Here is a 14132-nt window from a genome sequence, read left to right as displayed (position 1 = left end):
TCTCAGGTTCGAATGTTATACACGTCTCACTGTGTCGTCCAACGCTACCGTGATCGATCTTGAAAGTTAGTGCCGAGGACACTTGCCGGCGTGTCTTCACTCGACCATGCGACCCGGCCGCAGCTCACTCGATTGCCGCGTGATTACGCCTCCTCCAGCAGCTCCATCGGAAGTCAGGGCGAGCATCCGTCTCCAGACTGGCAGGTTAAATAGGATACGCATTGGCAGCGCGACGGCTAACTGGAAAAAAGCCAGCGTCATGGCGTCCAATCGGCCAGAGAGCAAGAGGGCGAATAAAGCCACGACCGCCGTCATCTGCGCCAGGTTATCCCATTTCAGTAAATCCAAACTCACGGCGAGCGGCCTCACCACCGCGTGGATTAAGAGCACCCATGCGGCGGTCGCGAGGATGTAGAACACTGGCAGGGCCGCGGCATACTCTGGCCGGGAAAACCGCAATACCAGGAAGCGGCCCGTAAACAGCGTACAGGCCAGCAAGATGCCGCCCGCAATGATCGCCATCGTGCAGTAGCCTCTAATCAGGCGCTTCAGTTGGCGGAGCTTGCGCCCGGCGATTATTAGGGCCACTTCAGGGGTGAGAGCGAACCCCACGTTCGTCAATAACAGTGCTACTGGGGCGATAAGTTGCTTAGCTAATCCGTATAAGGCCACCTGCGCGGGTGAGCTGAAAATCCCCAGGAGGAAGACGTCGCCGGGAGACGCCGCGATCTGTAGGTAACCAGAGAGGTTGCTATTGAACAAGCATTTCGTCAACTCAGTCCGGTGCGGGGTCAGGGCGCGCGCGGCGAGCGTCGGGCGGATGTCTCTGAGGTAGGGGCTGACGAGTCGTAGCGCCCGGATCACCGGAGGCATAGTCTGAATCACCACCCCGGCTGCGAATGCTCCGACGATGGCCTTCAAGCTGTACGGAGAGGCCGTCGCGGTGTGCACTGCGATCAGTAGCAGGGTAACCAGGTTGCCCAGCACCTGCGGCACGACGATAGCGGTGAAGCGGCCGTGCAGCCGTAGAAGCGGCCCGGAGACGTCCGCTAAGGTTACGAAAAGTATCGTGCAACCGTAGAGGGAGAAAAGTGGCGCGAGCTCCGGACTCTCATACAGGCGCTCGGAAAGCCAGGGCGAGAGGACGAGGACGCCGCCAAAAATCAGCAAGCCGGCGGCGACGCTGATTGCCAGGCAAAGCAAAAGCAATCCCTGGAGGGCACGCCACTCTTGCGCCTCTTTCAGCGGCTGGAAAAAGCGGAAGATCACGTCGCTGACGCGCAGCCCGATAAAAGAGTTCAGGAAGGCGAAGAGGTTGATGACGACGAGCAGGCGCCCGTAATCGTCGATCCGCAGCGCCCTCATCAGGAGCAGCGTTTGACCCAGTTTTATCGCCAGGGAAAAAACAGCGCCTACGAGGCTGACCGAAAGGTTAGAGCTGAAGCGTCGCCAGAGAACGTGGTCCTCGGCTCTCACTCCGGCTCTGGCCAGGCCCTTCGTCACGGCGGCGGCCCCTGAGCCCCAAAATGTTCTTAATAACGTCTCACCTAGCATCTACGGAACCGCCCATCGGAAGTTTACCCGCGCGCTCAAAGTCCGGACCCTATCGATCTCCACGACCCCGGAGTTTCTCGTCGTGACCGCCCGCTACCTCGCGGCCGATGGCGAACGTAAGCGATATCATCCTTAGGTAGCAGAGCAGGTTCAAGACGACGGCGGCCCCCAGGTGAGGCGCAAAGCCGCCGCCCAAAATCAGAGAGGCTGCCGGCGATTTTGGCGATGGCAAGTGTGTTACCCAAACCGTGAGTATTCTTTTGAGCAACCCCGACCCAGCACTGCGAACCGCGTCCGAGCTCTAAACAGGGTCGTGTGAAGGCGCAAGATGCTGCCGCCTGTTCCTCGGGACAGGCTACGTGCGTCTTACGTATTCGGGCAAACTCCGTGGGTTCTCAGTGGACGCGGGACTGCCGAACCTTACTCGCTTGTAAGGGGGGCGGCTACACTCCAGCGAGCGGCGGCTTAGTACTTATACGTCTAGGAGAATTCCTGGGCGCCGCGGTCGCATCAGCGTGCGCGCGAGGATAACACAGCCATTCGCTATGACCACAACGAAGATAACGCGCCATTCCTGGCGACAAAACCCGTCAACGTCACTAGTCCGAGCGCATTAATTTCAGGCTTCGCAAAGATTGCGAATCGAGTGATCAACCAAAAGCGTTCGCCAAGGTCGAACGAGGACCGGCAAAGTCAGTCGCGTTGATTAACCCCTGCTCAAGAATCTAGAATCGACCTCTATGATGTCAGTTAGTGAAGCCGTTCAGCTCATCCTTTCAAAAGCAGGGGCGTTGAGCAGTGAAACGATCCAGCTTCCTGAGGCGGCCGGGCGAATTCTCGCAGAAGACATTATCGCCGACACAGACTTACCACCATTCGATCGGGCGCAGATGGACGGTTACGCGGTACGCGCTGCCGACGTGGCGACGACGCCCGCGCGTTTGCGCATTGTCGGCGAGTCAGCCGCCGGCGGCGGGTGGCATCACGAGATGAAAGGCGGAGAGGCCGTGCGCATCATGACCGGCGCACCTGTTCCGCAGGGAGCTGATTCCGTGCAGCAGGTTGAGCTCACGCGCGAAATGAACGGGGCAGGTACGGTCGAGATTCTTGAGCCCGTTCAGTTCGGACGGTCAATTGTTCGACGCGCTGCGGAAATTAAAGCCGGCGCGACTGTGCTGCGAGCCGGTGAAGAGATCAATCCGCAAGCGATTGCCACGCTCGCGTCGTTTGGTTATGCAAGAGTAAACGTCGGGCGCCAGCCGCGCGTCGCAGTGATGGCTACAGGCAGCGAGCTCGTGAACGTCGATCAAAAACCGGCGCGCGATCAAATTCGCGATTCGAACAACTACACAATTGAAGCGTACGCGAAACTGGCAGGCGGAAACGTGGAACGCGTGCCGCTCGCCGGCGATGACACGGAGCTTTTGAAGAAGCAAATGGCTGCGGCCCTTGAACGGTGCGACATGCTGATTACTTCGGGTGGCGTTTCGATGGGGGTTTATGATTTCACGAAGACTGTTTTCAGAGAGCTCGGCGCGGAAATCTTCTTTGAGCGAGTTGCTTTGAAACCCGGCAAACCAACCGTCTTCGGAAAGGTAGGCGGCAAACTAATTTTCGGTTTACCCGGAAACCCAGTCTCGGTTGCGGTCACCTTCAATCTGTTCGCGCGCACTGCGCTTCGCGCTATGCAGGGCGCGACCGAGCGAGGGTTGCCGGAAGTAACAACTGTTCTGGAGCGAGACGTGAAGGCTGCTCCGGATCGCGAGAGTTACCTGCCTGCGGTCATGCGGACGGGCGAAGACGGAAGCCTGCTGGCAGCACCGCTGAAGTGGGGTGGCTCGTCAGATTTTGTCTCATTTGCTCGCGCAAACGGCCTAATCATTGTTCCGGCAGGTGGCGCGTTCGCAGCCGGTGACCGCGCGAAATGCCTTCGCCTGCCTGTTTGACTACCTTCGAGGACAATTTCCGGATATTATTCGACGCGATTTAGTCGCCCTGGTGGCTTTAAGCTTTCTTCTGGATCTGGAGGTTTCGTGAATCAGCGTCCCCTGACGGTGAAAACGGCGCGCGCGGTTGAATCGACTCTTCAACCATCTCAGCCATTGAGCTCGGTCCAAGTTCTGCCGGCCGGTGAGGGTTACAGCGGCCTCGAAGAAAAGTCGGGCCCGCTGCACTCGATCCTTGAGCACGCAATGACACTAGCGTTTCCGTTGCTGTGCGCGGCCAGCTTGTACCTGGCGGCCAGGGAGCTCGGGTGGCTGAGCATCGCCATTGTTTTAGTCGTAGGCGTACCGGTCGCTTGGATCCTGGCGGACTTCGTTTCAGGTCTGGTCCATTGGTTCGCCGATACGTATGGCGCGGACGACACGCCGCTGTTTGGCCCCTGGTTAATCAAGCCGTTCCGGCAGCACCACCAGTATGCGAGAGACATCTGCACTCACAATCTCGTGTTGACGATCGGCAACTCGTGCACGGTCGCGGCGCCGTTTCAAGCGGGGGTGCTTTATTTGCTGCTTAGTGACGAAGACGTTTCTTTTACAAAGGCCGCTTTCTCATTCGTGTTCAATCTCTTCACGATTGCGATGGTCGCGACAAACGTCCTCCATAAGTGGGCCCACGCTGAAAAAACGAACTGGGTGATTTCGCGGCTACAGCGTTCAAGAGTGTTCCTGAGTCCCGCACATCACCATCTTCATCACACCAAACCCTTCGATTCGAATTACTGCATCACGAACGGCTGGTTGAATCCGCTGCTCGAAAAAATACATTTCTTTCGGCGGCTGGAATGGATGCTTAGTAAGGTCAGGCTACACCCAAGTGTTAATGCATATGATCGGGGCAAGTGTTCTTTGGGTCTTTAGTCTTCACGCAGCCGCTTGACCATGTGATATCGCCGGGAAGCGAGAGAATGACGTGATAGATTGTCGCTTTCGTGATTTTGCGGAGTTCAGTTTGAGTTGCTACCTCACTCTTAACCCATTCATACAACTTGATTGGCGGAATTCTTAACTCCACTTCAACCCCGGGTGTAATGCAGGGCTGGTTCTTATCGTGGCGGCAACCGCTGACATAGGGAACCTGGATCGGCTTTTCCAATTCCGGCAGTATCAATGTGATCTGAATTAACATCAGCTCTTTGTCAGAGACATTCTTGACGCGAAATGTCAGATCTCGGAGCCAGTCTTCATCTGCTGAAAACGGTTCCCCAATCACAATAGGCTTCCCGCCTAAGTTGATGCTTTGAATCTCAATCGCGTCGAGCTGTTTGAAGATTTGATGTGGAGCGCGCGTCCGCTCGTGATGGCTCCCGGCAGGATGATCAGACCAGACGAGCACTTTCTGCTGAGTTTGCGCCGCCCCTGACGCTGTGCAAATCAACAACCAGAGGCCCGCAAGCACAACAAGAAAATTCGCTCGGATTCTGCTGGCACGCCGCATTTTCGCGTCGAGACTATTCTGTTATCCTCGCGAACGCAACGAATCTTAATTGACCTATGAGCGAGCTCACGCACATCGACGCCGAGGGCCGCGCACGCATGGTGGATACCTCGGCGAAGCCAAACACCGCGCGTCGCGCCGTTGCCTCCGCGGTAGTAAGGATGTCCGCGCAAACCGTTGCCGCCGTTCGCAATCATCAAACGCCTAAAGGTGATCCGCTCGAGACGGCCCGGCTCGCCGGCGTGATGGCGGGGAAGAGAACTGCGGAACTGATTCCGCTTTGTCATCCGCTGCCCTTGACGCATATGGATGTTCGCGCGGAGACGAAAGACGATGGGGTTTATCTCGAAGCCGAAGTCTCGACGCATGCCCAGACCGGCGTTGAGATGGAAGCTCTCACGGCGGTTTCAGTGGCCGCGCTCACCGTCTATGACATGTGCAAAGCTTTGGATAAATCGATGACCATTACGGACGTGCGGTTAGAGCTGAAAACGGGCGGCAAATCCGGCGATTATCGGCGCGAAACCTGAGGACGGAACAAGCCAACCCGATTTAGCGTTCATTCAAGGGATGAAATACCGACTTGCTGATGATGCTCGACCGCAGGCGAAGATGCTTATGCTCGCCGCGATTATTTCCGTCGCGCTCTGGTTCATTCCGTTTGCGGAAATCCTAATTTATCCGTTTCGCATCTTCGTAACCTTCATCCATGAAGGCGGACATGCCATTGCGGCCCTGCTGACAGGAAATTCGGTGCACAGCCTCAGCGTTTCCATGAGCGGCAGCGGCGAAGTCTACTCGACGCAGGGCGGCACGTTCTCGCAGATGTTTGTCTCAAGCGCGGGCTATCTCGGTGCGATGGCCTTCGGGGCGGTACTGCTCGTTCTAATTCGTAAAGCGGCTGCAGCGCGCGTGATTCTTTTTGCCTGCGCGTTCCTCATCCTCTTCCTCACTTTTGTATTTGGCTTTCTTACGCCGATATTTGCGGCCCCCGGCGCGTCCTGGGCAGGCGTCCCATTTACGTTTATCGCCGGTGTGGTGATCTCGTTCGGCCTTTACGCGATGGGCCGGTGGACGGGAGAACGCGTCGCTCTCTTCATCGTCAGCATGATCGCGGTGCAATGCATTCTGAATGCTCTGCTCGATCTCAAGACCGTCTTCTTCCTTTCATCGCCCTTTGGACCCGTTGTTCCCAATGACGCAGTGAACATGGCGAACGCTACGGGCGTGCCGGCGATGTTCTGGGCCGTGTTGTGGATCGCTGTGGCGTTCGGAATTCTGTTGCTGGCTTTGCGGCTTTACGTCTCAGCACGCGACCGCGCCTTCGACAAGCAGCAGGACTTGCCGTTCGAAAGTAACGTAGAAATCTAAGTCGTCACGCGACAGGTCTTTTCGCGCGCGGCCTCCCAGTGATATCATCGCGCTGCTCTCCTCGAAGTGGTCTGAAACTGAAAGGAGATGCAATGCACGTTCTTCGTAAAGCCTTCTTTCTCTCCGCAATTCTCGTCGCGGCGCTCGCGCTGACAGCTTGTCCCGGCAAGACAACGATTTCGCAAATCAATGCCGATCCCGGCAAATACCAGAACAAGGAAGTCGGTCTGATCGGAACCGTTATGGACAGCTACGGTGTGCTTGGTAACGGTGTTTATGAGCTTGATGACGGCACCGGCCGTATCTGGGTCATGACCACACGCGGCGTTCCCGCCCGTGGCAGTCGCGTTGGCGTTTCAGGCCGCGCGTACACCGGATTACAATTCGGCGGTCGCAACTACGGTCTCGGTCTTAAAGAAGAAAACCGGCAAGTGAAGACGCGATGAACGATCATTGATTCACTTTTCATTGAATCAGTGACGGAATGGTTCGATGAGAGAATCAATCGACAGGCTCGATGCGCAGTTCGCGGATCTGCACGCGCGATCGCTTGATTTGATCGCGCGTCTTCCTCCCGCACGGCTCTACGCGAAGCCGAACGGCTCTGCTGATTCGTTCGGTGAACAGATCCTGCGGAGCGCCGCGGTGGTCGAGCAGGGCTTCGGCGGCCTGACCGCAAATCTCTGGGACGATCCGTTTGAGTGGACGCTGCCTGAGACGTTGAGTGACCCGGCCAAGGTGCGGGAATATCTGGATGAGGTTGAGGTTACGCGCCGCAGTGCCTTTGCTTCTTTTGAAAGTGACGACGATCTTTCGAAAGAGATCATGACGCCTGCCGGGAGTACTCAACTTTTGCCTTTTCTACTGGACACTTTGCGGCGCGCAAGGCATCATCACGAGCGAGCCGAGATTATCTATAAATTGCGGAAGGATTAGGACCCAACTCTCCTTATGTTTTGTCCCAGGTGCGGCCAACAACAGGCGACCGATTCCATGCGCTTCTGCTCTCGATGTGGATTCGCGATGGAAGGCGTCATGCATCTGCTGGGACACAACGGCATGCTGCCGCGCTATCCAACTGACCCCGGGGACACGACAATTTCGCCGCGACGCAAAGGCGTCAAGCAGGGCGTAATTCTGATGTTGCTGGGCGTCCTGTTCGTCCCGATTTTTGGGGTGATGGCCGGATTCTCAGGCGGGCCAATCGCCGATATCTTCGCTTTTTGTGCCGCAATTACAGCGATCGTTTGCTTCATCGGCGGCCCACTGCGGATGCTCTTCGCGGGGATTTTTGAGGAAGGCGCGAAGCCAAAATCCTTCATGCCGGCCGTGTCTTATCTTCCGCCCGCTATGCCACCTCCGCCGCAGGCGCGTGTGTCGGCCTTACCGCCGCCCGCCGTGAACACGCAACCGTGGCGCGCGCGCCCGGACACGGCTGAGATCATGCCGCCCACTAGCGTCCCGGATCACACGACCAAGCTCCTCGAAAAAACCGAGTCTGAAAAGCATTGAATCTCGAAGAACGTCTGCGAGAGCGCATCCGGCGCGAGGGTCCGATCAGCTTTTACGACTGGATGCAGGCCGCGCTTTACGATGAGCGCGACGGTTATTACTGCCGCCGCGACCGCGTGCGCCAGGGCAGGCAAGGGGACTACCGGACCGCGCCGGAGATGAGTCCGTTGTTTGGCGCCGCCTTCGCGAACTACTTCATGAAGTCTTACTTCGATCTGGGCGCACCGCCGTCCTGGACGATTGTCGAGATTGGAGGCGGGACGGGAGATTTCGCACATGATGTCTTACGCAGTCTGCAAATCAACTTTCCGCAAGTCTTTAGCGCCACCCAATATATCATTGATGAAGTCAGCGCTGACGCACAGTCGCAAGCGCTCAGCAAAGTAGCCCCATTCAAAGACCGCCTGCAGTTTTGTGCGCTGAGTGAATTTCGCGAGCCCTTGCCACACGCACTGATCTTTTCTAACGAGTTGCTAGACGCGTTTCCGGTTCATCGCGTCATCGGTCGCGGGCGTGGTATCAAAGAGTTGTGCGTCGCATTTGGCGACGCGACGGACAAGTTCGCGTGGGTGGAATGCAAACCGGGTGGCCCGGTAGCTGAATACTGCGATCTGATTAAGCTCCAACTCGCCGAGGGACAAATTTACGAAGTGAATTTGCGGGCCGAACAGTTCCTTTCATTGGCCGCGAAGTCGATCCATGAGGGCATACTGATCACGGTCGATTATGGCGCCGAACGTCCTGAATTACTTTCCGATCCAAATCGATTTAGCGGCACGCTTCGCGCATTCCGAAAACACCAATTCGTTGATGACATCCTCTCGCATCCGGGAGAGCACGATCTCACGACAACTATCGACTGGACCCAGATCATGGAAGCAGGACAGCGCCACGGCCTCGAGACACTGCGATTTGAACGCCTGAACGAATTCCTCATGGGCGAGGCGCCGATGCCTGAAATCATGAGGGCCGCAAGTCTCGTCACCGATCCGGCGAAACAATTCAAGCTCAACAGAGACGCCCTGGAGTTATTCAAGTCTGACGGCATGGCCGGGGCCTTCCAGGTTCTTGTGCAGCGAAAATCCCGCCGTGATTAGCAGGGTGAGCCGGCACGGTTAGCCTTCGCCCGAAGCACCTCCTAAAAAATTAGTTGACAAGGGTTATGGAGTGGGCGTATAAGCTCCTAAAGTTTTAGGAGGCTGGCGACATTGGCACGACGAAAAGCCGAACATTTGACTCCGCTCGAGCTGGAAATCATGCATGTGCTTTGGGAGCACGGTCCCGCTAACGTCCAGACTGTCCAGCGGAATTTAAAGCGCGAACTGGCGTATACAACTGTTCAGACCGTGCTGAATATTCTGCATCGCAAAAGCAAAGTGCAGCGTGCGATGAAGGACCGCGCGTATTTTTACAAACCTGTCGTCAGCCGGAGTCACGTCACGGGAGAGCACATGAGCGACATTCTCGACCGCTTGTTTGGCGGGTCGGCTGAGAGTCTGGTCATGAGTCTGCTGGAAACAAAACACCTCACCCCGAAGAAGTTGGCGCGCCTGCAAAAGCTTCTGGAAGAAGAGGGATCGAAGTGAGAACCTTTTCGCAGTTCCTGTTAACTTTTCTGCTGAATGCTTCGTGGCAGATTCTTCTGATTGCCGCAATGGCATCTTTGTGCGACCGGATCCTGACCGGCACCGCGGCTCGTTACCGGCACACGGTTTGGGTGGTTGCTTTGTTCTTGATGCTGTTGCTACCAGTGCTCAGCAGCACACCCAATTTTACCGCGCCGCCGCGAGTCTCAATCTCCACGCCGCCCACAACCGAACATGTACCGGTGGTTGTTACCCGAATATCTTCGCTTGCGGGCGACGAGATCCAAGCGGCTGAAGAAAAAACTCCGGCTGCGACCGTGGCCCCGACTGCTCCGACAACCACCGAACGAAATTGGTCGTCGCCGATCCCGGTTAAGTTCCGTCTCGCCGCAGCGGTCGTGGCAATTTATGCCCTGTTGGTTTTATATGCGTTGCTGAGACTCGCTCGGGCCTGGCGCCAGACCCGCAAGATCGTGCGCGGAGCGTTCGAAATAGAACTTCCTGAATCGGCAAAGTCGATTATCGAGACTTGTGGGCGGGCGATCGCGACGCGACGAGTCCGCGTCCTGTGTTCAAGCTCGATTCCCGTACCCATCACGCTTGGCGTCTTTCGTCCCGTCATCATTCTGCCGCAATCACTGTTGCTTGAGATCGATGAGAACCTTTTGATTTCAGCGGTCGGACACGAGTTGGTTCATATTCAGCGCCGCGACTATCTCACGAACCTTGTTTACGAGTTCGTTTATCTTCCGGTGTGGTTTCACCCGGCCGCCTGGTTGATTCGCCGGCGTATTCGGCAGACCCGCGAACTCTGCTGCGACGAACGGGTAACTTCAAAACTGGTGCGACCCGATGTTTATGCGCGTTCCCTGGTGCGGATGATTGGGACTGCGCCGCTTACTCCCCGCATGGCCGCCGATACCACGATCGGCATTGTCGAATCCGATAACCTGGAGGGAAGAATCATGTCTCTACTTAAATCACGCAAACTTACTGGCCGGCGCAAAAATATTTTGCTCTTAATCGCATCGCTGCTCCTCGCCGTTCCCTGCATCGCGGCGACTCCATTCGCGTTAAGTTTCGAGATCAACCAGCAGGAAGCCGTAGGGTACGCGCAAAGTCGTGATCAGAAGGAAGAGGAGAAACAGGCACGATTGCGCGCGGAAATGTTTGAGCAAGTTCAAAAGCTAAAAGAAGAAGAGCGCGTGGCTAATCCGTCAGCGCGAAGGGAAATTGAACAGAGATTGCGCGAAGTCCAGAAGAATCTTGAAGAGCACCAAAGGCTCATGCAGCAGAACCAGCAGTTGGACCCGAAAGCGATGGACGAAGCTAAAGCCAGACTGCGCCAAGTCCAGCAGAACCTGGATGAGCACCAGCGACTCTTGCAAAAGTATCAACAACAGGAAGGAGCAAACGCAGACCGATATCGTGAGGCGCACAAGAGATTTGCTGAGCTCCTGACGAAGTACGAGGAATCTTCGGAGATGCAATATGCGAAGAAGTACCTGGAAGCTCAGAAGTCGCTGGAACAGCAATACTACGCCGCTAATCCACAGACACGCCGGCCCAGAGTCATTCGGCGCGTCGAGCCGGTCTATCCCGCGGACGCTCGTGAAAAGAACATCAAAGGCTCAGTCGTGCTTACAATGGTCGTAGACCGCGAAGGCAATCCCACGGACATAAAGGTTTGGAGGTCGCTGCATCCTTCAATGGATCAGGCCGCTATTGAAGCTGCGGGTCAGATGCGTTTTGAGCCGGCGCTGAAGGATGGTCAACCGGTTTCTGAGACGCTTCTGGTTGAGTTTTATTTCTCCCTGGAATCCAAACATACCTTTGTCATGGGTTATGGTGAGGGTAAGGGCGATGGAAAGGGCCAGGGATCAGGCACGTATATTTTCAGTCAGGGGTCTGGTGAAGGCGCGGGTAATTCCAGTGGGCAGGGCAGCGGCGCAGGCGCCGGTAATGATAGTGCCCTTCGCGAATTGCGTCTGCGCAGAGAGCGAGAGACGGGAACGCAGGAAGATCGAGCTCGCCGGCAAGCCGAGTTGGCCCAGGGCGCAGTCATCACGATGGATCGCGCGATTCAAGTCGCCACCAGCAAATATCCTGGCAAAGTCCTGGCGTGTAGCCTGGGTCGTGACAAAGACGGACCAGTGTTCTATCACGTCGTGATTATCGTTAGTGAAGGCGACAAAACTGCGACGAAGTACGTTTGGATTAGCGCTTTAGACGGAACGATTCTCAAGACTGAAGACGAGAAAAAGCCGATCATAAGAACCGGTACCATGATTGAAGGCGGCGTACTGAATGGTAAGGCCACTAGTTTGCCCTTGCCTGTATATCCGGATATCGCCCGGGCTGCGCGCGCCGGGGGCGCTGTGACGGTTCAAATCGCTGTCGATGAGCAGGGAAACGTGGTTTCTGCGCGGCCAATCTCTGGACATCCTTTGTTGCAAGGAGCGGCGACGACGGCCGCGCGCCAGGCGAAATTTTCGCCAACTTTTCTACAAGGACAGCCGGTTAGCGTTTCAGGCCAGCTCGTTTATAGCTTCAGCGTACAGTAAGCCTAAATTCGCACATTTGACAATAAAGAAGGCGGCCTCTTGGCCGCTTTCTTTTTGCACCTGAAAGCTTTCTACATTTGATCAAGGGTAACAACGCATCGGGCGCTGAACGTGGTAGTTCAAGTCCGGCAGGTCCGAGCTTTTTTGACCCTGCCTCGATCGAAGGTTAGAGTACCCGCGATAGCAGCAGGCTCCCCCCTGTGTCGCAGATAAATCAGGAGATAGCAATGAACCGCATTCGCCTTGCAGCGCTCTGCTTGTTGTTAATTGCCGCTTCCACTCAAGCCCAAACATCGTCGCTCCCCGCCCCGCAGAAGACCAAACAGCCTCTAGCTACGAAAGAACTCGATCCGGAAACAGTCCAGCGCCGCTCGATTGCGTTGTCTATGCTGGAGTCGTTGGCGATTGAAGCGCGCAGTTATCGCGATGAGCCTCTGCGCGCGCGTGTTCAGGCTCGCACCGCCGACGCGCTTTGGGATCAAGATAAAGAGGCCGCCCGCAGCTTATTTCGCAGAGCGTGGGATGTGGCAGAGTCCGTGGAGATTAGCGCCACGATGTCCACTAACTTAGCGCCGGACAGAGTGGCCCCAGGCCGTCCCGTGCGTCCGCGCACGAACCTGCGCCGTGAGATTTTGCAGTTGGCCGCTAAGCGAGACCACGCGTTGGGTGAAGAGTTCCTGCGAAGGTTGAACGCGAAAAACGAGAAGGACGAAGCGAACAATTCGACCGCCTCTCGCCCCGAGATGTCCGCGGCCGAGATGGCGGAGCGGCTCATGCTCGCCGGCGGTTTTCTGGAAGCGGACGAGATCGATCGAGCTTTGCAGTTTGCCGATCCGGCGCTGGTTCGCGCCACCGAGAGGTCGATCCTGTTTCTAGTATCGCTACGTGAAAAGAACGCGGCCGCTGCTGACCAGCGTTTTGCCGCGCTCCTGTCGCTGTCCGCGGCTGATCCGGCGTCGGACGCCAATACAGTTTCATTGCTTACCAGCTACGCCTTCACGCCTTCAATCTATCTCGTGGTTTCACGCGGCGGTATCCCGTCGAGCAATTCTTATCCGCCGAAGGCGCCGCCCGATCTCGCACCAGCTTTGCGCAAGAGTTACTTTCAAGTGGCGGCGAACATTCTGCTTCGCCCCCTGGCACAGATCGAGCAATCGTCCGCGGGACGTGCTGGCACTCACTTTATTGCGACGCGAATCTGGCCGCTGTTTCAGCGGTACGCGCCAGATCTCGCGCCGGCCATTGCGGCGCAACTTGCCGCTCTCGGACCTGAAGCCGGACAAGCAACGACGAACGCCGGCAATCTTTCTCTTAACCGCGGCATGAACGACAACGGCCGGCGCGAAGGACTCGACGACGAGTTGAACGAGCGGCTTAAAGGGGCGCAGAGTGCCGATGCGCGCGATCGCGTCTATGCATTCGCCGCCATGCGAGCGGCTGATGAGGGCGATCCGCGCGCCCGCGAATATGTGGACAAGATCGAGGACCTCGAGACGCGCGCCGGCTTGCGCCGGTTTGTTGATTACAGTTTTATTCGCAGCCTGCTCGCCAAGAAACGGGCCGATGAGGCCCTGGCTTTGCTAAGCAAAGCGGATCTGCCCCGTTCTCTGCGCGCTCATTTCCTAATTCAAGCGGCCGCGATCGTCGCTGAGAAGAATCAGGCGCGCGCGCTGGAATTGCTGGACGAAGCTTTGACGGAAACGCGACGAATCGATGCCGGCACGCCTGAACGCGCGTATTGCCTGTTGGCGTTGCTGACGCAGTTTTCGAAATGGGACAAAGACCGCGCCTGGCAACTGCTGAGTGAGATGGTGAAGTCGGCGAATGCGGTCAAGGACTTCACCGGAGAGAACGGGAACACGGCCCTCTTGCTCGAAGGGAAGTTTAGTATCCGGATGGGCACAGAGCTGGCGAAGCCGACGGATCTGTCGACCCTCTTCGCCAGGCTGGCCGAAGAGAATTTTTACCAGGCCCTGGACGCCGCGAGGAGTTTCGCGGGCGACGCACCTCGCGCCATCGTTATGATCTCAATCGCGCGCGCGGTATTTGAAAAGAAACCGGAACGGCCATCGACCAGTCAGAGACGATGACATGATCCCGCGTGCTC

Annotated in this window: 13 protein-coding genes; 11 read left to right on the top strand and 2 right to left on the bottom strand. The window is 56.8% G+C overall.

Going from position 1 to position 14132, the window contains the following annotated elements:
- Positions 1–96: 96 nt before the first annotated feature.
- Entirely contained in the window at positions 97–1476 is a 1380-nt protein-coding gene (locus VFX97_12605) for an oligosaccharide flippase family protein (protein ID HEX5704037.1), read from the bottom strand.
- 818 nt (positions 1477–2294) lie between these two features.
- Between VFX97_12605 and glp the strand changes: the two genes are divergently transcribed.
- Both glp and VFX97_12595 read left to right on the top strand, forming a co-directional pair.
- Positions 2295–3500: a gephyrin-like molybdotransferase Glp gene (gene glp, locus VFX97_12600; GenBank protein HEX5704036.1), complete on the top strand. Its 1206-nt coding sequence runs from the start codon at positions 2295–2297 to the stop codon at positions 3498–3500.
- Positions 3501–3587: 87 nt separating this feature from the next.
- The gene (locus tag VFX97_12595) at positions 3588–4415 is read left to right on the top strand and encodes a fatty acid desaturase CarF family protein (GenBank protein ID HEX5704035.1); all 828 of its coding nucleotides are present in this window, start codon (positions 3588–3590) and stop codon (positions 4413–4415) included.
- On the opposite strand, the gene VFX97_12590 is transcribed toward VFX97_12595, so the two are convergent.
- Entirely contained in the window at positions 4375–4890 is a 516-nt protein-coding gene (locus tag VFX97_12590; GenBank protein ID HEX5704034.1) for a hypothetical protein, read from the bottom strand. The two genes, VFX97_12595 and VFX97_12590, sit on opposite strands and share 41 nt — an antisense overlap.
- Before the next feature lie 158 nt (positions 4891–5048).
- Between VFX97_12590 and moaC the strand changes: the two genes are divergently transcribed.
- The 9 genes from moaC to VFX97_12545 all read left to right on the top strand — a co-directional run bounded on the left by moaC (position 5049) and on the right by VFX97_12545 (position 14115).
- The gene (moaC, locus tag VFX97_12585; protein HEX5704033.1) at positions 5049–5522 is read left to right on the top strand and encodes a cyclic pyranopterin monophosphate synthase MoaC; all 474 of its coding nucleotides are present in this window, start codon (positions 5049–5051) and stop codon (positions 5520–5522) included.
- A 40-nt stretch (positions 5523–5562) separates the two neighbouring features.
- A complete protein-coding gene (locus VFX97_12580) occupies positions 5563–6363 on the top strand; it encodes a M50 family metallopeptidase (GenBank protein ID HEX5704032.1) in 801 nt (266 codons plus the stop codon).
- A 92-nt stretch (positions 6364–6455) separates the two neighbouring features.
- Positions 6456–6809 (top strand): hypothetical protein, encoded by a 354-nt coding sequence (locus VFX97_12575; protein HEX5704031.1) that lies wholly within the window; start codon positions 6456–6458, stop codon positions 6807–6809.
- 46 nt (positions 6810–6855) lie between these two features.
- Complete coding sequence (locus VFX97_12570; GenBank protein ID HEX5704030.1) at positions 6856–7299, top strand: hypothetical protein; 444 nt, start codon at positions 6856–6858, stop codon at positions 7297–7299.
- Positions 7300–7356: 57 nt separating this feature from the next.
- On the top strand, positions 7357–7875 hold the full coding sequence (locus VFX97_12565) for a hypothetical protein (GenBank protein ID HEX5704029.1): 519 nt from the start codon (positions 7357–7359) through the stop codon (positions 7873–7875).
- A complete protein-coding gene (locus tag VFX97_12560; GenBank protein HEX5704028.1) occupies positions 7872–8972 on the top strand; it encodes an SAM-dependent methyltransferase in 1101 nt (366 codons plus the stop codon). The genes VFX97_12565 and VFX97_12560 overlap by 4 nt, the downstream gene beginning before the upstream one ends.
- 111 nt (positions 8973–9083) lie before the next feature.
- On the top strand, positions 9084–9461 hold the full coding sequence (locus tag VFX97_12555; GenBank protein ID HEX5704027.1) for a BlaI/MecI/CopY family transcriptional regulator: 378 nt from the start codon (positions 9084–9086) through the stop codon (positions 9459–9461).
- Positions 9458–12025, top strand: a complete 2568-nt coding sequence (locus VFX97_12550; protein HEX5704026.1) for a TonB family protein — start codon at positions 9458–9460, stop codon at positions 12023–12025. The genes VFX97_12555 and VFX97_12550 overlap by 4 nt, the downstream gene beginning before the upstream one ends.
- A gap of 227 nt (positions 12026–12252) precedes the next feature.
- The gene (locus VFX97_12545) at positions 12253–14115 is read left to right on the top strand and encodes a hypothetical protein (protein HEX5704025.1); all 1863 of its coding nucleotides are present in this window, start codon (positions 12253–12255) and stop codon (positions 14113–14115) included.
- Positions 14116–14132 lie beyond the last annotated feature (17 nt).

Source organism: Pyrinomonadaceae bacterium (genome assembly GCA_036277115.1).
Taxonomy (GTDB): domain Bacteria; phylum Acidobacteriota; class Blastocatellia; order Pyrinomonadales; family Pyrinomonadaceae; genus UBA11740.
Note: the sequence above shows the minus strand (reverse complement) of the source record. Positions and strands in the feature narration are given on the sequence as shown.